Annotated in this window: 25 protein-coding genes and 1 riboswitch; of the genes, 8 read left to right on the top strand and 17 right to left on the bottom strand. The window is 42.5% G+C overall.

Annotation, left to right across the window (positions count from 1 at the left end; translation table 11 throughout):
- Positions 1-168: 168 nt before the first annotated feature.
- The 5 genes from ribH to J7E35_RS01755 form a co-directional block, all read right to left on the bottom strand.
- Positions 169-639 carry a 6,7-dimethyl-8-ribityllumazine synthase gene (gene ribH / locus J7E35_RS01775; protein ID WP_214776501.1) on the bottom strand — a complete coding sequence of 157 codons (471 nt, stop codon included), beginning with the start codon at positions 637-639 and terminating at the stop codon, positions 169-171.
- Between the two features lie 35 nt (positions 640-674).
- On the bottom strand, positions 675-1,868 hold the full coding sequence (locus J7E35_RS01770; protein WP_214776500.1) for a bifunctional 3,4-dihydroxy-2-butanone-4-phosphate synthase/GTP cyclohydrolase II: 1,194 nt from the start codon (positions 1,866-1,868) through the stop codon (positions 675-677).
- A gap of 11 nt (positions 1,869-1,879) precedes the next feature.
- Positions 1,880-2,536, bottom strand: a complete 657-nt coding sequence (gene ribE / locus J7E35_RS01765) for a riboflavin synthase (protein WP_214776499.1) — start codon at positions 2,534-2,536, stop codon at positions 1,880-1,882.
- Positions 2,537-2,548: 12 nt separating this feature from the next.
- A complete protein-coding gene (gene ribD, locus J7E35_RS01760) occupies positions 2,549-3,631 on the bottom strand; it encodes a bifunctional diaminohydroxyphosphoribosylaminopyrimidine deaminase/5-amino-6-(5-phosphoribosylamino)uracil reductase RibD (RefSeq protein WP_214776498.1) in 1,083 nt (360 codons plus the stop codon).
- A 159-nt stretch (positions 3,632-3,790) separates the two neighbouring features.
- A riboswitch (FMN riboswitch) is annotated at positions 3,791-3,936 on the bottom strand.
- A 55-nt stretch (positions 3,937-3,991) separates the two neighbouring features.
- The gene (locus J7E35_RS01755; protein ID WP_251009552.1) at positions 3,992-4,333 is read right to left on the bottom strand and encodes a metal-sensitive transcriptional regulator; all 342 of its coding nucleotides are present in this window, start codon (positions 4,331-4,333) and stop codon (positions 3,992-3,994) included.
- A 170-nt stretch (positions 4,334-4,503) separates the two neighbouring features.
- Between J7E35_RS01755 and J7E35_RS01750 the strand changes: the two genes are divergently transcribed.
- From J7E35_RS01750 to J7E35_RS01740, 3 genes are read left to right on the top strand one after another with little or no spacing between them, the layout of a single operon-like run.
- Complete coding sequence (locus J7E35_RS01750; protein ID WP_214776497.1) at positions 4,504-5,997, top strand: spore germination protein; 1,494 nt, start codon at positions 4,504-4,506, stop codon at positions 5,995-5,997.
- Positions 5,987-7,099: a GerAB/ArcD/ProY family transporter gene (locus tag J7E35_RS01745; RefSeq protein ID WP_214776496.1), complete on the top strand. Its 1,113-nt coding sequence runs from the start codon at positions 5,987-5,989 to the stop codon at positions 7,097-7,099. Before J7E35_RS01750 ends, J7E35_RS01745 begins: the two co-directional genes overlap by 11 nt.
- Positions 6,996-8,204, top strand: coding sequence for a Ger(x)C family spore germination protein (locus J7E35_RS01740; protein ID WP_353050326.1), 1,209 nt, complete (start codon positions 6,996-6,998; stop codon positions 8,202-8,204). Before J7E35_RS01745 ends, J7E35_RS01740 begins: the two co-directional genes overlap by 104 nt.
- A 122-nt stretch (positions 8,205-8,326) precedes the next feature.
- Here J7E35_RS01740 and J7E35_RS01735 read toward each other — a convergent pair whose 3' ends face one another.
- The gene (locus J7E35_RS01735; protein ID WP_214776494.1) at positions 8,327-8,527 is read right to left on the bottom strand and encodes a hypothetical protein; all 201 of its coding nucleotides are present in this window, start codon (positions 8,525-8,527) and stop codon (positions 8,327-8,329) included.
- A gap of 114 nt (positions 8,528-8,641) precedes the next feature.
- Between J7E35_RS01735 and dacB the strand changes: the two genes are divergently transcribed.
- On the top strand, positions 8,642-10,123 hold the full coding sequence (gene dacB / locus J7E35_RS01730) for a D-alanyl-D-alanine carboxypeptidase/D-alanyl-D-alanine endopeptidase (RefSeq protein WP_251040707.1): 1,482 nt from the start codon (positions 8,642-8,644) through the stop codon (positions 10,121-10,123).
- Between the two features lie 171 nt (positions 10,124-10,294).
- Here the strand turns inward: dacB and J7E35_RS01725 are convergent, their stop codons facing one another.
- On the bottom strand, positions 10,295-11,170 hold the full coding sequence (locus tag J7E35_RS01725) for an NERD domain-containing protein (protein ID WP_285290757.1): 876 nt from the start codon (positions 11,168-11,170) through the stop codon (positions 10,295-10,297).
- 249 nt (positions 11,171-11,419) lie between these two features.
- On the bottom strand, positions 11,420-12,007 hold the full coding sequence (locus J7E35_RS01720; RefSeq protein ID WP_214776508.1) for a cell wall hydrolase: 588 nt from the start codon (positions 12,005-12,007) through the stop codon (positions 11,420-11,422).
- Positions 12,008-12,567: 560 nt separating this feature from the next.
- Between J7E35_RS01720 and katA the strand changes: the two genes are divergently transcribed.
- Positions 12,568-14,028 carry a catalase KatA gene (gene katA / locus J7E35_RS01715; protein ID WP_214776491.1) on the top strand — a complete coding sequence of 487 codons (1,461 nt, stop codon included), beginning with the start codon at positions 12,568-12,570 and terminating at the stop codon, positions 14,026-14,028.
- 206 nt (positions 14,029-14,234) lie between these two features.
- Here katA and J7E35_RS01710 read toward each other — a convergent pair whose 3' ends face one another.
- Genes J7E35_RS01710 through J7E35_RS01700 form a run of 3 tightly spaced genes read right to left on the bottom strand, consistent with a single transcriptional unit; the run spans position 14,235 to position 16,822 of the window.
- Positions 14,235-15,470, bottom strand: coding sequence for an AAA family ATPase (locus J7E35_RS01710; protein WP_214776490.1), 1,236 nt, complete (start codon positions 15,468-15,470; stop codon positions 14,235-14,237).
- Positions 15,470-16,345 carry a tetratricopeptide repeat protein gene (locus J7E35_RS01705; RefSeq protein ID WP_214776489.1) on the bottom strand — a complete coding sequence of 292 codons (876 nt, stop codon included), beginning with the start codon at positions 16,343-16,345 and terminating at the stop codon, positions 15,470-15,472. Before J7E35_RS01705 ends, J7E35_RS01710 begins: the two co-directional genes overlap by 1 nt.
- Positions 16,346-16,357: 12 nt before the next feature.
- Entirely contained in the window at positions 16,358-16,822 is a 465-nt protein-coding gene (locus J7E35_RS01700) for a hypothetical protein (RefSeq protein ID WP_214776488.1), read from the bottom strand.
- A 96-nt stretch (positions 16,823-16,918) separates the two neighbouring features.
- Here J7E35_RS01700 and J7E35_RS01695 point away from each other — a divergent pair, with 96 nt between their 5' ends.
- Positions 16,919-17,569 (top strand): hypothetical protein, encoded by a 651-nt coding sequence (locus J7E35_RS01695; RefSeq protein WP_214776487.1) that lies wholly within the window; start codon positions 16,919-16,921, stop codon positions 17,567-17,569.
- A 48-nt stretch (positions 17,570-17,617) separates the two neighbouring features.
- Here the strand turns inward: J7E35_RS01695 and J7E35_RS01690 are convergent, their stop codons facing one another.
- From J7E35_RS01690 to J7E35_RS01675, 4 genes are all read right to left on the bottom strand, one after another.
- Positions 17,618-18,253 carry an FMN-dependent NADH-azoreductase gene (locus tag J7E35_RS01690; protein WP_214776486.1) on the bottom strand — a complete coding sequence of 212 codons (636 nt, stop codon included), beginning with the start codon at positions 18,251-18,253 and terminating at the stop codon, positions 17,618-17,620.
- A gap of 111 nt (positions 18,254-18,364) precedes the next feature.
- On the bottom strand, positions 18,365-18,964 hold the full coding sequence (locus J7E35_RS01685; protein ID WP_214776485.1) for an NADPH-dependent FMN reductase: 600 nt from the start codon (positions 18,962-18,964) through the stop codon (positions 18,365-18,367).
- A 26-nt stretch (positions 18,965-18,990) separates the two neighbouring features.
- Complete coding sequence (locus J7E35_RS01680; RefSeq protein WP_214776484.1) at positions 18,991-19,848, bottom strand: VOC family protein; 858 nt, start codon at positions 19,846-19,848, stop codon at positions 18,991-18,993.
- Positions 19,849-19,862: 14 nt separating this feature from the next.
- Positions 19,863-20,204, bottom strand: a complete 342-nt coding sequence (locus J7E35_RS01675) for a DoxX family protein (protein ID WP_353050325.1) — start codon at positions 20,202-20,204, stop codon at positions 19,863-19,865.
- Between the two features lie 234 nt (positions 20,205-20,438).
- Between J7E35_RS01675 and J7E35_RS01670 the strand changes: the two genes are divergently transcribed.
- Entirely contained in the window at positions 20,439-20,747 is a 309-nt protein-coding gene (locus tag J7E35_RS01670; protein ID WP_214776483.1) for a winged helix-turn-helix transcriptional regulator, read from the top strand.
- A gap of 156 nt (positions 20,748-20,903) precedes the next feature.
- Here J7E35_RS01670 and J7E35_RS01665 read toward each other — a convergent pair whose 3' ends face one another.
- Positions 20,904-21,344 (bottom strand): Dps family protein, encoded by a 441-nt coding sequence (locus tag J7E35_RS01665; RefSeq protein ID WP_214776482.1) that lies wholly within the window; start codon positions 21,342-21,344, stop codon positions 20,904-20,906.
- A 206-nt stretch (positions 21,345-21,550) separates the two neighbouring features.
- Between J7E35_RS01665 and J7E35_RS01660 the strand changes: the two genes are divergently transcribed.
- Positions 21,551-21,763: a methionine aminopeptidase gene (locus J7E35_RS01660; protein ID WP_214776481.1), complete on the top strand. Its 213-nt coding sequence runs from the start codon at positions 21,551-21,553 to the stop codon at positions 21,761-21,763.
- 44 nt (positions 21,764-21,807) lie between these two features.
- On the opposite strand, the gene J7E35_RS01655 is transcribed toward J7E35_RS01660, so the two are convergent.
- Positions 21,808-23,070 (bottom strand): exo-beta-N-acetylmuramidase NamZ family protein, encoded by a 1,263-nt coding sequence (locus J7E35_RS01655; protein ID WP_214776480.1) that lies wholly within the window; start codon positions 23,068-23,070, stop codon positions 21,808-21,810.
- Positions 23,071-23,181 lie beyond the last annotated feature (111 nt).

The following is a 23,181-nucleotide window of genomic DNA, read 5'->3' as shown; positions in this document are numbered from 1 at the left end:
GCCTCTTTTTCTGCTTTGGATAGTCTTTATGACTCTTCTAATAACCACCACACTCATTTTTCTGCTTAGTGTCGCCTTTTCCGCAGATTCCAAGATTCAGCACTAATTTTTTCTTTCATAAAATAAAAAAACTGCAGACAAAAATGCCTGCAGCTTCATTAAAATCTTTTACATTTCAATATTTTTCATCAAATTAGCCATTTCAATCGCGGACATTGCAGCGTCCCAGCCTTTGTTGCCAGCTTTTGTGCCGGCACGTTCGATTGCCTGTTCAATGGTATCTGTTGTCAGAACTCCGAAAATGACAGGGACCCCTGAATTCATCGCAGCGGCTGATACACCTTTTGCTGTTTCATTGGATACAAAATCGAAGTGCGGCGTGGATCCGCGGATGACAGTGCCCAATGTGATGACCGCGTCATACTTATTGCTTTTAGCCATTTTTTGCGCAACCAGTGGGATTTCGAAAGCACCCGGAACCCAGGCAACATCGACATTGCTTTCCTCAACACCGTGCCTCTTCAAGGCGTCCTGTGCACCGCCCAAAAGCTTGCTTGTGATGAATTCATTAAAGCGCCCGACTACGATTCCGACTTTAAGACCCGTTCCTACTAAATTACCTTCGAATGTTCTGTTCATGTCCTATTCCTCCAATTAGATGGTTTTAATTCCTGTTAAAAATTAAGTAAATGCCCTAATTTGCTGTGCTTTGTTTTTAAATAATTTTCGTTTTCTTCTCTTGTTGGCATTTGGATTGGCACACGGTCGACTACTTCCAGGTCATAACCCTTAAGCCCTTTGATTTTCCTTGGGTTGTTGGTCAGCAATTTAATTTGCCTGATGCCAAGGTCTTTTAAAATCTGGGCGCCAATTCCGTATTCACGGAGATCAGCACCGAAGCCAAGCTTTTCATTGGCCTCTACCGTGTCATAGCCCTCTTCCTGCAATTTATATGCACGCAGCTTGTTCATCAGGCCGATTCCTCTGCCTTCCTGGCGCATGTACAGAAGAACACCGCGTCCTTCCTTGTTAATCTGACTCAATGCTGCATGCAGCTGCGGGCCGCAGTCACAGCGGAAGGAGCCGAACACATCGCCAGTCAAACATTCAGAGTGAACCCTTACAAGCACCGGCTCATCAGGGTCAATTTCACCTTTTACAAGAGCAATATGTTCTTTGTCATCTACTACATTTGAATAACCGACTGCCTTGAAAATCCCGAATTCAGTAGGAAGATTGATCTCAACCTCTCTTTTAACCAACTGGTCTTTCCGATTGCGGTATTGAATGAGGTCTTTTATCGTAATCATTTTTAAATCGAACTGGTCGGCAATCTTGCGGAGCTCTGGCACCCGGGCCATGGTGCCATCTTCATTCATGATTTCGCAGATGACCCCGGCAGGCTTGGCGCCGCTCATTTTAGCAAGATCCACCGCTGCCTCTGTATGGCCGGCTCTCCTTAGTACTCCGCCTTTTTTGGCTACGAGAGGAAAGATGTGGCCAGGCCTTTTAAAATCAGCGGCCTTTGATTCCGGGTCGAGCATGCTTAATACAGTGGCTGAACGCTCGAAAGCCGAAATCCCGGTTGTTGAATACTTATGGTCAACGCTCACGGTAAAAGCTGTGCCATGAGGGTCGGTATTTCGTGAGACCATCGGCATTAAATCCAGCTTCTGGGCTAATTCCTCTTCAATCGGCACGCAAATCAATCCCCGGCCATGTGTTGCCATGAAATTGATTACATCCGGTGTTGCCTTTTCTGCCAGAGCGATGAAGTCTCCTTCATTTTCACGGTCTTCATCGTCACAAACAATGACTACATTTCCCTGCATGAGTTCATATATAGCCTCTTCAATTGGATCAAACATTTACATCACCCTCACATAAACCCGTTATCCTCTAAGAACTGGGCTGTAATATTGTTGCCTCGTTTTGGTGCTGACGGAAACTGGTTACTTAAAAAGTGCCCTACATACTTGCCAATCATGTCACATTCGATATTGACGATATCCCCTTTATCCTTGAACCCTAAGACTGTATCTTTCAAGGTGAGCGGAATCAACGATAGAGTCAGGCTGTCTTCTGATATTCCGAAAACGGTCAGGCTTGTACCATCAACAGCGACAGAGCCTTTCATGATGACATATTTCAGCAATTCAGGATCCACTTGAATTTCATAGTAAACCGCGTTCTCTATTTGCTTTTTCCCTTTAATGGTCCCGACTCCATCCACATGGCCGGCGACAAAGTGCCCGCCGAACCGGCCGCCCGCTGCCATTGCCCTTTCCAGGTTCACCTTTGAGCCACGTTTGACGGATTTCAAGCTGGATGCTTTGACCGTTTCCGGCATGACATCCACCGTAAATCTGTTCTCTGTAAAGGAGGTGACGGTCAGGCACACCCCGTTAACAGCAATACTGTCTCCAAGGTGAACATCTGTCAGGACTTTCCTTGCGTCAATCGTCAGGACAAATGACTCGCCGCTATGCTGGATATTGGCGACAGTCCCTATCTCTTCAATTATTCCCGTAAACATATAAACCTCCTTTTAAACCGGCTCAGCGATGATCCTGATATCCTGGCCAATTTGCTTAACATCTCTAATCTCCAAAGAAACAGTATCCTCGAGCCTGGCAATACCTCCGCCTCCGTATGCAGCCGGGGCGTTTTTCCCTCCAATCAGCTTTGGAGCGATATACGCTATGACTTGCTGAAAGGCCTTCTCCTTTAAAAAGCTGCCATGGACCTCGGCTCCACCTTCTACGTAAATAGAAGTGATACCCCGATCTCCCAGTTTTTTCAGCATGCCATGAATCTCGACTTGCTCAGTTTCCAGCTTGATAACCTCAATGCCTAGCTCAGTAAACTGATTTATCCTTTCAGCCTCTGCCCGTCCTCCGGTCACGATAATGGTTTCGGCAGCCCTGTCATTCACGATCCTTGCATCCAGCGGAGTGCGAAGAGTGTTGTCCAGTACGACCCTCACCGGATTCTTCCCTCCAGACTCAATCCTTGTCGTCAGGCTCGGATTGTCTTTTATGACGGTGTTGACGCCAACTAAAATAGCATCATGTGAATGACGGAACCGATGGACATCCTTTCTTGCCTCTTCCCCGGTGATCCATTTGCTCTCCCCGGTAACTGTTGCGATTTTGCCGTCCAGGCTGGTGGCTGACTTCAACGTAACATAGGGCAAGCCAGTGCTTATGTAATGAAAAAACACTTTATTCAGCGCTTTTGCTTCTTCCTCCATCAACCCAACCTGCACATCTAAGCCCGCCTCAAGCATCTTTTTCACTCCTGCTCCTCCAACAAGCGGATTCGGATCGACCGAAGCGACAAATACTTTCTTGATGCCTGAATCTATCACCAGATTCGAGCATGGCGGCGTCTTCCCGAAATGACTGCATGGCTCAAGGGTCACGTATAATGTGGCATCCTTTGCCTTATCCCCAGCCATTGTGATGGCATGTACCTCAGCATGGGGCTCACCCGCCTTCAAATGGGCACCTATTCCAATGATCCGGCCGTCTTTTACAAGGATAGCTCCTACTTGCGGATTCGGAGAGGTTTGTCCTTCTGTCGCACTAGCGAGATTGATGGCCAATGCCATATAGTCCTGGTCGTTCACCCTGCTTCCTCCTTCCTCAAAAAAGGTAGTTTCCTTTCGGGTTTTGTACGAATAAATAAAAAGACCCCGAAACAAATTGCTTCGGGGTCCTAAAAAAGGCAATGGTAAATTAGAGGGTTGAAAAAGGGCATACTTATCCCGTTCTTTTAATCCTCGTTTTTTTTCCTTCTCCCATCCAGACTTTAACTGTCGGCCCTGGAGTTTCACCAGATCCACCGTTTAACAAATGTTAACCGGGTCACGGACTAAGAAGCAAAAGCTTCATCACCGCCGGTTGGGAATTTCACCCGCCCCCGAAGGAATGTATTTAGTTAGAGTCATTATACAGAACATTAGGCTAAATGAAAAACAATACAACTTTTATTTTTTCATCAGCTTTTCAATCGTGGTCAATAGCTCATCAATGACTTCATCGTCACCTTCCTGAATTCGTTCGACGATGCACGATTTCATATGGCCTTCGAGCAGAAGTTTGGCCACACTGTTCAGTGCCGCCTGTGTTGCCGATATCTGCGTGATGACATCGTCACAATACGTATCTCTCTCGATCAGGCCTTTAATGCCGCGAATTTGTCCCTCTATCCGATTCAATCTCGTCACGAGATTCTTTTTCGTTTTTTCAGAGTGATGGCTCTTTCTTTCTGATGAGCAACAGCTGTCACCACATTCAGATGGGTTCACTTCGGGCTGCAATATGTCCATCTAAAAACCCCCTTTATCATTTGTTTTATTTTATCATAACCTCATGATTTTCTTAATCGCAAATGCCAGATGGGTTTGCATCCAGCCGTTTTCTCCTTTTGTATATTTTGGCAAGTTATTTGGAATAACTACTCCTAACGCTAAGGATTCCAATAAAAAGTGGTGTAGTTATGAAAAAGTTCAGGCTGCCGAAGGGCTTACAACAGGATACTGAGAACAAAGCTATTAACGATAACCTATACCAAAAGTTAACATCGGTATTCGAACATACTGCAGATTTCAAAGAATTGAAATTTACTAAAGGTGGCATCTCATTTATATTTTGTTTCCTTGAAACCTTAGTCTCAAAAGAGAATTTCAAGGAATTTTTGCTTTTACCATTGTTCGAGCTAGGGTCGAATGTCAGCAGTGAAAATTTTCAATCTTTAAATGGCAAGGAAAATCATGAGATCAAAGAGCTGATAGAAGGCGTCCTTGACGGTGGATATGTGTTGTTTCTATGTGAACGTAATGAATCATGGCTTTTCAATTTTCCGATAAATCATCAGAGGGCAATAGAGGAGCCTCAGAACGAAAATATTGTCCGTGGCGCGCATGATGGTTTCAATGAAAATCTAGAAGCGAATATCAGCCTCTTAAGAATGAGAATCAAAGATCCAGATTTCACTGTGAAATATAATGTATTAGGTGAAAAAACAAGAACCAAGGTTGCAGTTGTTTTTATGAAAGGAATCGCAGACAAGAAGGTAGTAGCTGAAGTGGAAAGAAGGCTATCTTATATATCAACAGATATGGTCTTAAGCCCAGGGTATATCGAAGAATTCATCGAAGACGATCCCTTTTCCCTGTTTCCACAAATCGTAAATACTGAACGGCCGGACCGGACAATAGCGAATTTAATGGAAGGGAGAGTTGCCTTGATTGGCGATGGCAGCCCCACGGCATTAATTCTTCCAATCACTTTTTTTGCCTTTTACCAATCATCAGATGATTACAATAGCAGGTGGATACCTGCTACCTTCATCCGAATGCTGCGGTATGTAAGCTTCATTATTGCAATTACCCTTCCGGCACTTTATATCGCAATTAATGCATTCCATCTCGAGGTCATTCCCCATGAATTGATTTTGTCATTGAAAGGATCAGTTGAAGGTATACCTTATCCTCCCTTAATGGAGGCCTTCTTCATGGAGATAACGATTGAACTGATCAGAGAAGCAGGGATCAGGCTTCCCAAGCCTGTTGGGCAGACTATTGGCATCGTTGGCGGTTTGGTCATTGGAGATGCAGTAGTCAGTGCTGGGCTCATATCAAACATAATGATAGTGGTTGTGGCTGTAACAGCTATTTCTGCTTTTGTCGTGCCATCTAACGAAATGAGTACGACAGTCCGCCTAATCCGGTTTCCACTTATGATTGCTGCATCATTTTTAGGGTTTGTCGGATTGATTTTTGGGCTGATCATCATATTTATAAAGCTTTGCAAACTTGAGTCATTTGGTGTTCCTTATTTTTCCCCGCTGGCGCCCTTGCATGTAAAGGACTTAAAAGACACATTCTTTAGGCTTCCGCTTTGGAAAATGAATGAACGGCCAAAAAATGCCCTTGCATCAAACACGAAAAGACAGAGGGATTCAAGAGGATGGAAAATAGATGGACAATAATAAAGATATGATCACCTATCAGCAATATTTCTTCCTGCTGATCCATGCCCAATCAGGGGTTGGCGTGCTTTCGCTACCATATGATATGCATAATGCGGTCCATTCAGATGGATGGATTTCCATTCTCCTTGCAGGAGTGTTTGTTCAGTGCATACTATTTGCTTATTTGCTCCTATTCAAGAGATTTGACTCTCAAAACCTTCTTGAAATAGCTGCTTTCCTGCTTGGCAAAAAAATAGGGAAATTGATCTCTGTCTTTTACTCTCTCTATTTCCTAAGTGTCGGGAGCTTAATTTTAGTTCTCTATATTGGGATTATCAACCGGTGGATCCTTCCCTACACACCTATCTGGATTATTGGAGCCTTAATGGTCCTGGTAGGAATTTATTTATGCGGGGACGGTTTGAAGGTATTGGCTCGCTTTTATACATTGGTTACACCTCTTATGTTGGTTCTATTCCTGCTGATTTCATACACACTGAAAGATGCAAATATATACTATATTCTCCCAATCGGTCAGGCTGGCATAAAAAATATCCTCTTTGGCAGCAAAGATGCCTTCCTCTCCATGTTGGGTTTTGAAGCGGTCCTGATTACTTTTCCGCTTGTAATGGGATCAAACAAGAAAAAATTCAAGGTAATGTCCTGGGCGAATTTGTTCATCACTTTGCTATATACCTATCTGGTCATTGTCAGTTTCATTTATTTCAGTCCCGAAGAATTAAAAATAATACCCGAACCACTCTTATATATGTTAAAGTCTTATACCTTTAAAGTGATGGAACGAACGGACTTGTTGTTCCTCTCCATTTGGATAATCATGGTTTTCACTTCCTTTAGCACTTACCTATTTTTGGCGGCAAAGTCCTGTAAAAGTTTACTAAAAAAACCACAGCATAAAAAGCTTATTTATTACCTGTCTTTACCAATTTTCGGGATTGCCTTAATGGCAGAGTCGAATATTTATTTTGCTGAATCGATGACCAGATATATTACAAATGCCAGCTTCGCCTTTCTTCTTTTTCCCATTATTTTATTGGTTATCTCGTACCTTTTTAAAAAAACGGAGAAGGGAAGTGTCCGCCATGACCCGGCCGAGTAAATTATTATGCATCGGATGTATGACAATTTTTTTAAGCGGGTGTTGGGATCAAAATTTATTGAAGGATGTTAGGTTATACTTGGCAGCCAGTTTTGACTTGGATACGGATGGAAAAATAATCGATGCCGTTGCTTCCCCCATTATAAAAAGGGCTGACCAGGGAGGCGGTTCAGCAGAAACCTATCAAATCATCACCGGGATCGGGAAAACGCCAAGAGCAGCAAGGCAAGATATCGATCAGCGGAGCTCGAAAACATTTGATGCCTCGAAGATGAGGGTACTCGTTATTGGAAGTGAGCTAGCAAAACAAGATATATATCCCGTTCTGGATTTATTTTATCGGGACCCCAAAAGCTCCCTTAGTGCTAAAGTTTTTATTGCAGAAGGGGTAGGAAAAGATATCCTCCAACTGAATATCAAGGAACAGGAAATTAGTGAATACTTGTTTGAGTTATTAGAAAGCCAGGAGGATGCATCTCTTATCCCTGAGGAAAACCTTCAATCCATTTGTGCCGAAATGTTTGATCCAGGGGAAGACTTTATTCTCCCTTATATGAGCCAAGAGGGTGGGACTCAGGCCAAGGTGGAAGGAATCGCTTTATTCAATGAACGCAAATTTACGGGGCGAATTTTATCAGGCGATGAGGCAATGATTTTTTTATTGATGGACGGCACTTCCGGGATGAAAGCTAGATTCACAAAGGAAATAACAAACCATGAAAATACTAGCCCCCGCGATTTTGTATCTTTTGATGTAAAAAAAACAAAGCAACAGTTAGAGGTAAAGATCTCGAATAAAGAAGTAAAGGTTAACATAAATCTAAAATTAAAAATTGCACTTACTGAGTATGCCAGAAATCAATTATTTAAAAAACAAGAAATCAACTATCTAAATGAAAAGCTTTCTGAGATACTCTCAAAAGATGCAGAAGCTGCCATTAAGAAACTACAGCAAGCGAACAGCGATAGTTTTGGCATTGGCCGTCGACTTATAGCGCTTCATAATGACTATTGGAAGCAGGTGGATTGGAAAAAGGAATACCCTAACATTTCAATCAGCCCAAAAGTCGAGGTGGAAATTGTCGGACATGGAATCATAAAATAAGGCTACTGACTGAGGTCTACCCGTCCAGAATGTTATGGAATTCCAAATCAACTTAAAACCACAAAATACTCCTATTGAGACTCCGTATTTGACGGATTTTCAATGAGGAGTATTTTTTCAAGTTAAATTTGACTATTTTCTCTTCTTGATTGCGCTATTAACAGGAGCTCCCTCGAAATCCCTGCCGTAAACAGACTGCCCGCGAGAATTGCCAATGTTCCGTACAATGGATCTGTCACCTTTGAAAAAATCAGTTGGGCATAGAAGTAAAATCCGGCTCCGATGGCTAGAATGAGTAAAGTAGTCGAAAAGTATCGGTACATTTTTTCTCCTCCTGAACCTTATATTAATTAAAACATTATCATAGACTCTACTAGATGGTTATTGGGAAATTTCCTGTCGAATACAGTTGAGATATGAAAGGGATGAATCAAAAATTGAAACAAAAAACTACATTAATCACGATATTGTCATTCGTAATCATCTTAGCCATCATTTTGTTTTTTCATACAGAGGAACCTCCAGCTAAGGCAGTCCAGCCTAGCGGGGAACTGTCAGCAGAAATCAACAAACTTTTAACAAATGAGCCTGTTCTTGATGGAGCTTTGGCTGGTGTCAGCGTCAGGTCTGCGGAAGATGGAGAGCTGTTGTACGAGCATATTGGGGATACCCGGCTGCAGCCGGCCTCTGTTATGAAATTGTTTACGGGCGCAGCAGCGCTTTCTGTTTTAGGCGAAGATTATCGCTTTACAACGGAAGTTTTGGCAGATGGAAAAATTAGAAGCGAAACGCTTGAGGGGGACCTATTTTTAAAAGGTATGGGCGATCCAACCTTGCTCCCGTCAGACTTTGATGAGATGGCAAAGCGGCTTAAGAGTAAAGGAATCAATAAGGTGGCCGGCGATTTAGTAGCTGATGACAACTGGTATGATAATGTCAGATATTCTGACGATTTGACCTGGAATGACGAGCACCAATATTATGGCGCCCAGATTTCCGCCTTAACAGCTTCGCCGAATGAGGATTTTGATGCCGGTACTGTCATTCTCAATATTTTACCAGGTGAAAAAGGAAAAAAAGCAAATATTTCACTTGAACCTGGGACTGAATATCTAGAAATCATAAATGAAACAATAACAGTAGATTCCACGGGAGACCATGACATAGAAATTGAACGTGAGCATGGATCGAATAGCATTATGGTAAGTGGAACGATCCCGGCCGGCGCTCAAAAATCAAGGGAATGGGTTGCCGTCTGGGAGCCTACCCCTTATGCAGGAAGTCTTTTTAAAAAGTCACTAGAAGATCACGGGATAAAAGTAGTTGGGAAAATTAAAACAGGGCATGCCGCCGACACAATGACCAAATTAATTTCTCATCAATCGTTGCCGCTTGCTGAACTGATGATCCCCTTCTTGAAGCTAAGCAATAACAGGCACGCCGAAGTGCTTGTTAAGGAAATGGGCAAGGTCGTTCATGGTGAAGGCAGCTGGGAAAAAGGACTTGAGGTAATAGGCGTTAGACTTGACGAGATTGGGATTGACACAAGCAAACTTGTATTGCGGGACGGTTCCGGAATCTCCCACGCCAATCTCATCCCAGCTAATGAAATCACAAAGCTACTATATCTCGTGCAGAGCGAGGAGTGGTTTCCTGCATTCCAACAATCGCTGCCAGTTGCCGGAGACAAAGATAGGATGGTTGGAGGAACATTGCGATATCGATTGCAAGAAGAGGCAAAATCAGTTAAGATCCAGGCAAAAACAGGAACACTTACAGGTGTGAGCACCCTAGCAGGCTACGTAAAAACAAACAGCGGGGATACTCTTATTTTTTCTATTATGCTGAACAACCTCCTGGACGATCGAAAAGGCAGGAAGGTTGAGGATCAAATCGTGAGGATCCTTGCAAGATACTGAAGTAAGCCTGAAATGTGCCCTTATGCCGGTGAAATGCCTTGCATAAGGATACATTTAACATCTAAACGCGCCCTTATGAAGGTGAAATGCCTTGCATAAGGGTGCATTTAACCTCTATAGAGCCCTTCTAAAGATAGAATTGTCTTCATAAGGGAACATTTCTCATGTACTTTACTCTATTAGTAGGAAGCCTTCATCATTCTCTTTAATTGTATAGTGAGCACCACGGCCACAGCCGCTTAATGTATAGTTATCGAAAACCATGTTTCTGATGGCTTTTTTTGTTTTGATTGATTTACACCATTCTTGAATCCTGCTGACTGTTAATTCTTCTTCCGGTAAAAGTATTTGGAGCTCTCTAACACTTCTCAATACTGCCTCGTGTATGTTTTCCCTTTTCCCGCAGCTATTGCATATTAATGTTTTTCTGGTAACTATAGTATTCAAATTATGACAATGGGAACATGATATTCCCTTGTTAAGCCGCTCGAAACTATATTCAGGGAGCCTCTTATACGGTGAATCGTGGGTATGCAGTGAAAGCAGCTTTTCTGCTAAATTTGTATGGATATTTTTTGGTGGGGCGAATTGTTTTTGCAGGTTATTAAGGAGTCTGGGAATCTGGTTGGGAAAGATAATTGGTAAATTACGCGGGGCTTGATAGAGGTAAAAGTTTGGGTTCACGAAGACTAGAGTTGATTCGATATTAATGTTGAATCCAAGTTCTCGTACCATCCTTCGCAGGAGAGACTCTGCTCTTTCCATTTGTTGCAGAGGATTCTTAATTTCTACTCCATTACTGGTATACCACCGATCACCTTCGATAAAATAATCGCCTTCGAAATACTTCACTTCAAACATATGGATGATCTTGGAGATGAAAAGGGAGTCGATTTGAAATTTTGTATTTCCATGTTCAAGGAGCAAATCATTCATAACCAGGAACCCTTTTTCAACCTCCTCCATCCAACGGTCAAAAATCACTTCTCCTTCATAACCTTTTTCCAGGTATAGGTAGTTACTGTATTCTTTCGGAGACAGGTTCATTCGAGCATTCAGTATTCTAAGAACCTGCAGCTCCAGGGGCTCAACACGGGATTTAACTATCAAAAAACATTCCTCCATTCATTATGTATTGCAATTAAATAGTATGTGTTTTTCGAATACTTAACAAGCTTTTTATTTACCACTATGGGTATACCGAAAAATAAAGTATCCACAATTGAGAAAAAGCCGTACAGATTGAGAATCCGCACAGCTTTTTCTGGTTATTTAGTGATTGCCGATTGTTACAGTTTACTTCGCAAATCTATGATTTCCGATTGTTATGGTCACTTCTCTGGAAAATACCCACTTGCTTACTGCAGTTTTCGGGTTAAAGAAGAACAATGAGCCACTGCCTTGCCCTCTGAAAGCAAGCGCTTCTTTTACAGCTTGCTTTGCTTCAGCATCAGCTGGCTTATTGATTGCTCCATTTTTTAAAGGAGTGAAGGCATAGTACCCGTTTGCCTTTTCATAGACAACTCCCTTTACTGTGTTAGGGAAATCCGGGCTTGCTACTCTATTCAAGACAACAGTTGCTACTGCAACTTTCCCTGCATATGGCTCGCCTTTTGCTTCAGCATGAACCAGCCTTGCTAGCAAGTCCTGATCCGCTGCAGACACTGATACAGCCGGGATTGTCAACTTTTGTCCTGGATATAGTAGAGTGCTAGTTCTATTGTTCACTTTCTTCAATTCTGTCACTGGAACACCATACTTGCTGGCGATTCCCCACATTGTGTCTCCTGTTTTCACCTGGTAAGTTGCCGCTTCAGCTGCTGCGCCCATTGAAAATAAAGATAAAGATACAACTGCCGTTAGCGCTGCCAATGTTTTTTTCATGTTTCTCATTTTCCATACCTCCCAGTATTGCTGCTCTCTATTTCTACTTTTAAGGCTAGCAGTTGTAACATAGTTATTCATTGTCCAATAAGTGCCAATAAGGAGATACCTCTTCTATCCATTGAAACCGCTTGATTCTTTCTAAACCTAGAAATTTATTCCACTCCCATCCACTTTCCTACTATAACCAGTCTTGTAAGTTAACGGCTCAAATTTTACATAGTGTTACAGGTTTGTAACTTGATAAATTGCTCATTTTATAAAATTATCTTCTCGATATCTACCCGCAGTATCTCCACTGAGAATCCATGCAAAAATGCGGAAGATTTTAATAGAAAAACAGAATACATCGACTACATTTTTAAAATAAATCAGCTAATTTTTCTCTTTGACCATATTTGCAGACATATCAACCACTTCTGAGAATATATCGACCTTCGGATTCCCAACATTACACTAATTCCTTATTTAAAATAATTATAATTAAGTATTGATTTTTAATTGAAAAGTGTTATCATTTAGCTATAAACCAAAATTCATTAAAAAGGCGGGTTGAATAAATGAGCAATTATCAAAAGAACCATCTTACAACAAGCTGGGGAGCACCGGTAGGGGACAACCAGAATTCCATGACGGCAGGACAAAGAGGTCCTACTTTAATTCAGGACGTCCATTTACTTGAAAAATTGGCTCACTTTAATCGCGAACGTGTGCCAGAGCGTGTTGTTCACGCAAAAGGCGCCGGAGCACATGGCTATTTTGAAGTGACAAATGATGTGACCAAGTATACAAAGGCTGCTTTCCTTTCAGAGGTTGGCAAGAAGACACCTCTTTTCATTCGTTTCTCTACTGTTGCGGGGGAACTTGGATCAGCAGACACTGTCCGTGATCCACGCGGTTTCGCAGTAAAGTTTTATACAGAGGAAGGAAACTACGATATCGTCGGGAACAATACTCCGGTATTCTTCATCCGTGACGCGATCAAGTTCCCTGATTTTATCCATACACAAAAAAGAAACCCACAAACACACTTGAAAGACCCAAATGCTGTTTGGGATTTCTGGTCACTTTCACCTGAATCGCTGCACCAGGTAACCATCCTGATGTCCGATCGCGGCATCCCGGCTACCCTCCGCCATATGCATGGCTTTGGCAGCCATACGTTCAAATGGACAAATGCTGAAGGCGATGGTGTCTGGATCAAGTACCACTTCAAGACAGAGCAAGGCGTGAAAAACCTTGCAGCAGATGCTTCGGCTAAAATTGCAGGAGAAAACCCTGACTACCATACAGAAGACTTATTCAATGCGATTGAAGCTGGGGACTTCCCTGCATGGAAGCTATATGTGCAAATCATGCCTCTAGAGGATGCCAACACATATCGTTTCGATCCATTCGATGTCACAAAGGTTTGGTCACAAAAAGACTATCCATTGATTGAAGTCGGCCGCATGGTATTGGACCGCAATCCTGAAAATTATTTCGCGGAAGTTGAGCAGGCTACATTCTCACCCGGAAACCTTATCCCTGGTGTCGATGTTTCTCCTGACAAAATGCTGCAGGGCCGCCTGTTTGCATATTCTGATGCACATCGTTACCGTGTTGGTGCAAACCATAATCACTTGCCGATCAACAGGCCAAGATCTGAAATGAACTCTTATCAGCGCGACGGCCAGATGCGTTTCGACGGCAATGGCGGCAAAACAGTAAACTACGAGCCTAATAGTTTCGGAGGACCAACTGAAGTGAATGAGCACAAGCAGGCGAGCTTCCCTGTCATCGGCGTGGCTGAAAACGCGGGCTACGATCACCACGACCATTACACACAAGCCGGTGACCTGTACCGCTTGATGACCGAAGGAGAACGTGAGCGCCTTGTTGCAAATATCGTCGCTGCCATGAAGCCAGTTCAGCGCGACGATATCAAACTCCGACAGATCGGCCACTTTTACAAAGCAGATCCTGAATACGGAACACGCATCGCTCAAGGATTGGGGCTACAGGTGCCTCAGGAAGTTTAAGCACCGCAATAAGTGAATGCTCTATTGATGGCATCCGTTACCATACCAAAACAGTCCGATAGAAGATTTCTATCGGACTATCTCATGTATGTTTTTTTCGAAAAAATGGCTCCTGCCTTCAGGTAAACATTAAAACACTCGCCGAAAACCTTCGGCGAGTGTTTTTAGACTTTAATGAAAGATCATATTCCCGTGAAAATTAAGAATTAGAAATGCTCTTTAATATATTTTGCTGCTTCATCATATACCCCACTTTGATTGGAATACTTTATGTAATTTTTTATCGTTGTAAGCCAATCGACCGTGGATGGTCTGGTTGAATGAATCGCTTGAAGCAAATCATTCATAGATATATTCCGCTCCAATCCACTTTCCATGATTTCTTCTAATACGGTCTCAGTCGCTATCTCAACAACATTTTCGATATCCGCGCCTGAATAAAGGTTTGTTTGCTTAGCAAGGATGCCCAAATCCACATCATCACCAATCGGCTTGCTGCGTAATTTGAGCTTAAAGACTATTTCCCTCGCCTTTTCATCAGGCGGCGGAACAAATACGAGTTTATCAAACCTTCCAGGACGCTTGAAAGCTGAATCAACATCCCAGGGCATATTGGTCGCGCCAATAACAAGCAATTTATTCGTACTGGTTTCAATTCCCTGCAGTTCAGTAAGCATGGTATCCACTAATGGACGCATTATATCGGAACGTGCTTTCCCCCTGCTGTATCCAAAAGAATCAAGCTCGTCAAAAAACAATACAGCCGGACTGTTTGCGCGTGCTGTTGCAAACACATTATGCAGGTTTTGTTCACTGACACCTAAATAAGGGTCTAATATTTCCGAAATAGATACCGGATAGAAGTTTGCACTGCATTCTCCGGCTGTCGCTTTCGCAATGAATGTTTTCCCACATCCGGGAGGCCCGTACAGCAGGATTCCTCCACCTGATTTTTTGCGGAACTTTGTGAAAATCCCAGGATTGAGAAATGGTTTAATGATCTTCATTTCGATTGTTTTTTTTAGAGAATCAAGGCCACCCACATCATCGAATGTGATTCTTTCTGGAAGATGTTCGTTCATCGAAACCACATTGCTATCCTTTCCACCTTTCACTACTTCTAGTTTTACAGGTAAGTTTTGCGAAGTGTCAGGTAGTGATGATAGGAATTGTTCATTTGTTTTGACTATATCACTAGTATGGATTGGTTCTTCTAAAATTTCGGAATATACTTCCCCGTTTCCATGGGATAGATACTTAATCAGGATTTCTCGGATTGAATTGTCCAAAGAAGTTTGTTCGGTCTTCAACGCCCTTGAAAAAGAATACAATGCTTCAGAAAGCTGATCTTGCTTCAAATACTCTTCTCCCAATAAGAACCAGACCTCTACATTGTTTTTGTCTTTTTCAAGTATAGATTGATAGATTCCAACTTTGTCCATCATAACCTCCTATTTACGAACCACTTGTATAATTGCGTGGCAATCCAAGTGTACATGACAAAAACAAGGTAAACTGCAACCGCCGTAAGCAGAATTTTATACTGACCAACATAATAAAGCAGCAGGGACAGAGCCATGAAGATAATCCATATTATTGCTGGCCCGCCAATCTTTTTCATTATTCGGTGTGGAGCAAAAAGGGGATGGGTCATTTCATCATAGTAAGCCAACAAACTTAATAAGTATTGGTTTGATGGATCCACTAAAAAAGCCTGCCTGTAATATTCCCTTGCATCCTTCATATTCCCCTGCAAATCATGATAAAGCGCTAGATTCATCAGCTTTTGCTGTTCATCCCCAGCAGAATCCATAATGTTTCTGATTAACTCCAACTGCTTTTCTGAATCCTTCTTTACAAAATAATACTCAAGAACGTACTGGTTCACTCTTTCGCTATCAGGCTCCAGTTCCAAAGCATGCTCTAAAAGATTAAGTGCCTTCTCCTCAAAGCCAGTCACAAGCATCAGATACCCGTATGTAGCAAGCAACTCGCCATTTTCTGGTTCAATTTCAAGTGCACGTAAATAGGTTTGTTCCGCATTGTAATAATCCTTTTGATAACTATAAGTCTTCCCAATAAAATGGTAACATATTGCCTTATCATGTCCATGCTCCATCGCCTCCATGCAAGTTTCCCTCGCGGAAGTGAAATCACTGCGGGACATGAAGACAACTGCCATATTGTATAACGCATTCGAATTAAACGGGTCCTCTTCAAGGATATTCCTTATATGCACAGCCGCTTCTTCATAGCGGCCCATGCTAAATAAATATCTGACCTGCGTAAATTCCTTCTCTTTTATTATTGTTCCCATTTTTACCCCTTCTTACAGCTCCGATATGGCAAATGCTGCAAATAGTAGAATCCCCTGTATAACAGCGCCAGAAAGCATCCACAGGATGGCAGGCTTAAAGATGGGTGTTATCTCCCCATTTGTCATCAAATGGAATTCAAACGGTTTCGTCATCACTTTTCGGTACATAAAAAATAGAATAATAGCTAGCAGCTTGAAGCCGAATTTCAACAACGGCTTGCTTTCTGGTGCAAAAAAGCCTTGGAAAAACAGAGTAATAAAAACTATATCAGCAATGGTAAACAGGATACCTGCTCCGATCAAAAGGTGAATCGTTTTATCTGGAACGTTCAGCCATTTGGCATTCCTGGTCCCAAGAGTAATTGTCGGTATAGTTCCACCAAAAAATGCAACCAAAAATAGACGATTTATATCATACGTTTTTGTTTTCTTCCACTCTTGATCAAGAGACGGCTGTAACAATTCATTTGCTTCCATATATTCCCCTCCTTCTTTTAGTTTAATTTCAAGAAGAAAGAAATACAATCCGTTTTTTTCCTGTTAGGTATGTTCTCTCAAAAGGCCAAATTATTTTTGAAGCAAAAAGTACTATCAGCCTTACTGCATGGTCAAAAGGTGAAATTGGATAATGTCGGCTGGGGCAGCAGGTATTATGATCAAAAAGAAAATAAGGTTGCCGAAGCTTTGTCATTTGGATCTATTAAGAACTTCGATTGCGAGGATATTCGGTTGGAAATCGATAACTTAACCATCTATACTGAAACAAAAACAGATAGTATAGCAACAATCTGGCCGCTTGAATTCACACTGGACCAATCAGCTGTTTCTAATCGTGAAGTTGTTGTGCTAAATAAAGAGTTCACTTTTAATAATAAGGCTTATGTCATCAAACAAGTAGAATTCTCCGAAATGGAAACAAGAGTGGTCGTCACAGGTTCGGACACAAAACTGATTACCGAAAATGGGATGACATATAGGGTGATGAGCAAATTGGAACATCAGTACCTCAATGCCAGGAAGGTAGATAAGGAGCGCGGCTACTATGTGGATTACTCGAAGCCTGGTGTTTTCCTCACCTCTGGTGGCGGAAAAGCTGACCCAATCTTCAGCAAAGGCGAAGTCAAAGGCGGAAAAGATGAATATATCATGACCTTCGCGCCAGTCAAGAATCGTGACAATTGTGTGCTTGAAGTGGGAGAAGACCTTACCATTACATTGAAATAGCATAAAAGCAGGCCGGTGGAAAACCCGGCCTGTCTTCGTTTGTGCTTATTAGAATGTGTGCGCCAAATCCTTGGCACGCGCAATTCCGTTTTCTTTGATTTCCTGTGCTTTTTCTGGGTTCGCATTGTGGCCTTCCAGGTATAGGCATTCCATTGAAGGTACACCGAAGAAGTTCATGATTGTTTCGATGTAACGATTTCCCATTTCCATGTTTGCTGCCGGCCCTTCTGAGTAGTAACCGCCGCGAGCCTGGATATGAAGGGCCTTTTTGTCTGTCATTAAGCCGACAGGGCCTTCCTGTGTATATCTGAATGTTTTGCCTGCTACTGCTACTGCGTCGAGATATGCCTTCATGACTGGCGGGAATGAGAAGTTCCAGAGCGGTGTCACGAAAACAAATTTGTCTGCTGCTGTGAACTGGTCAACCAGTTCAGCTAGACGGCCTACTTTTGCCTGTTCGTCTGCGGATAGAGCAGAGAACTCAGTACCTTTTTGCAGCTTGCCCCAGCCTCCTAATACGTCGGCATCGATATGGGGTATGTTTTCTTTAAATAGATCCAGATGAATGACTTCATCATTCTGGTTCTGTTCTTTGTACGTATCAATGAATGCTTTTCCTGCTGCAAGACTGAAAGATTGTTCTTCATTCAGCGGATGTGCTGTGATGTATAAAACCTTAGCCATGTTGTAATTCCCACCTATTCTTTTTATTTAAAACTATTCTATAAATCTCGAATTAAAAATAGCTTACTTCGAGATATTAAGCCGTTTATCATCAAAGGTCAAAAGAAATGCTTATCTCAATGTTTTCAGTGCGCCGCTCCATGCCTCTACTTCATCCAGCATTGCATTGACATTGTCGAGGTGCAGGGCCTGGGGCTTGAACTCTGTACCGTTTTCAAAGTCAGTAAATAGGGATAATGTTGGATGTGTACGGACGTCGGCAATTTTCAATTCTCCACAGATTCCTCTTAAATGCTCAGCTGCCCTGGCTCCACCTGTTGAACCATAACTTACGATTCCAGCAGCTTTGTTATTCCATGCTTCGCGTGCAAAATCAAGTGCATTTTTCAAGGCCCCTGTAATGCTGTGATTGTACTCCTGAACAATAAATACGAATCCATCAAGACTTGCCAGCTTTTCATTCCAGGCAGCAATCCCAGGCTCGGAACCGTCAGTTGTGCCCAGGAAAGGCAATTCAAAATCAGCAATATCCACAATCTCATAATTTACATTACCTCGTTGGTCAGCAATTCCCTTTACCCATTCACCAACCTGAGGGCTCACTCGTCCCTGTCTAGTGCTTCCTAAAATAATTCCGATATTCATTTTTTCTGTTGTCATCTTTGTTTCCTCCTTTTTATTACTGCCAAAAAGCTTTCTTAAAAAACTCATCGTTTTCACCTTCAATTCCCTTGATTTTACTTAGCTGTTTCCATCTTAATGCGGTTTCCGGAAGGATCTTCCGTAATGAAAATGCCTTTTTCTTCTCTGACAGGCGCCCCGATTTCTTTCAGGCGGACTATTGTGTCTTCCAAGCTCGCTTCGTCGGGCAGTACGAGAGTGTATGATTCAAGTCCTGCGCTATTAGCAGGCGGTTTAGGAGCCCCCGCGCCGTTCCATGTATTCAGACCGATGTGGTGATGGTACTTTCCTGAAGAAATGAAGAGAGCCTGAGGTCCATAACGGCTGACTACTTCAAAACCAAGTCCTTTTGTGTAAAACTCTTCTGTTTTTGCTAGTTCTGCGACGTGTAAATGGATATGTCCCATCACTGTTCCTGCAGGAAGGTCGTTCCATGTTTGCTCCTTTCCCTCTGCAAGTAGATTTTCCGCATCCAGTGCCTGAGTGGCCATCACCACATGTTGCTCATTCCATTCCCATTTTGACGATGGTCTGTCTGTATAGATCTCAATTCCATTTCCATCCGGGTCTGCTAAATACAGTGCTTCACTTACAAGATGGTCAGATGCCCCTTGCAATGGATATCCATTCTGCAGGAAGTGCTTCAGTATTTTTGCCAGGTCAGCCCTGTCAGGCAGCAAGAGCGCAAAATGATACAATCCAGTAGTTCTTCCCTTCTTTGGGATTACATCGGATGGCTGCTCAATACTTAGAAGCACAGTTTTTCCATCGGCAGTTAACTTGGCGGATTTATCCGTTTTTTCAAAGACCTTGAAACCAATTACCTCCTGATAAAAGGCAAGGGAGCGTTCTAAACTTTGTACCTTTAAATTAACTCGGCCTACAAAAGTAACCGGCGGTTGATGAAAACTCATATATTCTTCCTCCTTTAAGCATTCTTTGATTGAAAAATAACATTATCCAGGGCAAAAAGCGATTTGTTTGTAATTGCTAGAAAAATTGAAATCGCCAGAAGGGCCAAATCAAGCTCAAAGCCTGCCATTTGGCCATTTCCCATGAATCCTCCGGCAACCTTTACCTTTACAATAGCTACTGCTAAAACGACCGCAAATAAAATTGAAATTACCCTCGTTCCTACACCAAGCAGCATTGCCAACCCGCCAACAAGCTCTACTAGGGCAACAATGTATGCCGAAATTCCAGGGAAACCAAGGCTTTCAAAAAAGGCGACTGTATTTCCAATCCCCCCCCTGGAACTTTGCAGCTCCATGGATTGAAAATGTAGCTCCTAAAACTAACCTTAAAATAGTGGATGCTGCTTCATGCTTTTTTATCATATCCATTACTCTCCTTATAAAAATTTTTTTGAACTTAACTGCAGTAAGCAGGTTACTTTATGTAAGTAACTATATTACTGTAATTAAGTTACGTCAAGTATCTTTTTTATAAAAAGTAATTTATTTTTCAGATGTAATGTTTATAATGTTAGTAAGGAGTGATTGATATGGATAAGTCGATTTGTCCCAGATTTGAAAAAGCCATGACAATCCTAAGCCAGCGCTGGACTGGAATGATCATATATCAGCTGCTGGCTGGACCGCAGCGTTTTTGTACGATTGAATCCTCTATAGGCGTTAGTGGAAGAGTGCTTTCAGAGCGATTGAAGGATTTGGAAAGCGAAGGGATTGTGAGACGCGAAGTTCATCCTGAAACTCCAGTCCGGATCGAATATTCTTTGACCGAAAAAGGCAAAGCACTGGAACCTCTTATGAAAGAAATTGAAAAATGGTCACAGAGCTGGCTGGAGGCATAATAATAGATCGAAGATGGAATTTTTCATTTAAAGCACCCGTTGCATGGGTGCTTTTTGATTTTTATATAGAAAGTTTTTTACCAAGCTTATTTCAGTAGATTATGTATAAATACAAAAGAGACGCATGCAATTACATACGTCTCATTTCACTCACTTTTATCTCCCAAGGAAGGAGTTCAGCATCCACACATGTTTTTCTAAGCCTGCGTGAATGGTCAGCAGCAGGTCGCTTGTTGTTTCATCATTGACTTCCTCTGCCAGTTCCATGCCCTTCTTGAGCTCTTGGATCATTCTTGAATAGTCTTCTACTATGCTTGCGACCATATCAGTTGCGCTTTCATTTCCTGATGCTTCTTTTACAGATGCGAGTTCTAGCGCACCGGACATGGTTGCGACTGGTTTGTCACCCATTGCCAGCAGTCTTTCTGCAAGTTCATCGATATGTAAGGCAGCTTCGTTGTAAAGCTCTTCGAATTTCGCGTGAAGAGTGAAAAATTCCGGACCTGTCACATACCAGTGATAGTTATGAAGCTTAAGGTAGAGTACAGTCCAGTTTGCGATTTGCTTGTTGACTGTTTGTGTCAATTCATTTTTCATCCTGAATCCCTCCTGTTTTATTGTACGGATTCATTATAGTCCAAGATTATCCAACAAAGAGTTTGAGCGTGAATTGTTCACAGGAATGTCAACTTTTTAGACAAGTTATGTGCTAATACCGGGTCAAAAACCAAAATTCTCCATAAACTATACATAATAAAGCATTTATTTCTCCAAACTATGCATAGAACTGGAGGTGTTCATGAATGGGTTTATTTAATGCGCTCACCCAATGGAGAAATACCAGATACGAAAACCATCTTTCGAATATGAAGGACCAGAATAAATGCCCAGACTGCCATGGCAGAGGATATTACGCTTTTTCCGCGAATGAGTTTGTCTATTATGCAGCACCATACGAATGTCCTGGCTGCAGCGGCAGTGGATTATATACAGATTGGAGCAACAGTACAACATAAAAATGGCCGCTGCATTTGCAGAGGCCATTTTCTTTATCAATCACTTAATAGAGAAGGTACTTTTCCCTCACCTGCTTGAACTCCTTCAATTCCTCTTCCCACATAGCCTGGATGTCTTCCACGGATGTTCCGGCTTCAATTTCTTCCCTGATCCAGCCATTTCCTGTCAGAAGGTCGAAGAAGGAAATTCCCCTGCTGTCTTCAGCGCGGAATTGGAAATCCTCAGGATACATATCGTGAATTGCTTTTACAATATGAAGCCCTGTTTCAACTGGTTTGAACGACTCACGGTTGGTAATATGGATCTGGACGCCATGGGACAGTTTGCCTGCATGCTTTGAGAATGTCGGTGTGAACGATGCTGCCCTGAACTTTACTCCTGGAAGATTTAAAGAGTTCAATTTTGCGGACAAGTCATCTGAATTGATGAACGGGGCACCGATCAGTTCAAACGGCTTTGTTGTCCCTCTTCCTTCCGATACATTCGTGCCTTCAATCAATGCGGCTCCCGGATATACGAAGGCCGTGTCGAGTGTAGGCATATTTGGTGAAGGCATAACGAACTCGAGCGGCGTTTCATCATAATGCATCGTGCGTTTCCAGCGGTCCATCTCAACGACAGTCAAGTCTGCGCCTATATTGAATTCCTCATTGAAGAGCCTTGCCAGCTCCCCAACCGTCATGCCGTGGCGCAATGGAATTTCATAGTTTCCTACAAAGGATTTATATTTAGTTTCAAGGACAGGTCCCTCCACCTTATGTCCGCCAAGCGGATTGGGACGGTCTAATACGATAAATGGGATGTTATTTTCCTTGGCTGCTTCCATCGCATAAGCCATCGTGTAAATATAGGTATAGAATCTTGTTCCTACATCCTGAATATCAAACAGCAGGACATCGATGTTTTCAAGCATATCTGGTGTTGGCTTTTTTGTTTTTCCATAAAGGCTGTATACAGGGAGCTGTGTTCCTTCATCGATATAGTACTCGACATAAGCTCCAGCCTGGGCGCTTCCCCGAACGCCATGCTCGGGTCCGTAAAGAGCTGTCAGCTCGACATCAGGATCGTTGAACAGCAGGTCGACAACACTGGTTAGGTTTTGATCTACCCCAGTAGGGTTCGTGATCAGACCGACTCGCTTACCTTTGATTAGATCCTTGTGCTCCTCGAGCAGTGCTTCAGCACCAACCTTAAATTTCTTCAGATCCTGGCTCTTGCCCTGTCCGCTATCATGGTTTGCCAACGCAATGGTCAATGAAGACAGAATCAACACAGTCGTCAATACTGCTGCCAGCCATTTTTTCATCATGATCACTCCTGTTTTAATAGATTTAAAAACTATTAGTTATGCAGTTCTCACATTTTTTTCATCTTCCAAAATCAAAGGCAGGCCGCATTCCTGAAGCCCGCCTATAAA

The organism is Bacillus sp. ISL-45 (assembly GCF_018613195.1).
In the GTDB taxonomy this organism is placed as follows: Bacteria; Bacillota; Bacilli; order Bacillales; family Cytobacillaceae; genus Mesobacillus.
The sequence above is the reverse complement of the archived record's forward strand: the minus strand, read 5'-3'. Positions and strand labels throughout refer to the sequence as shown.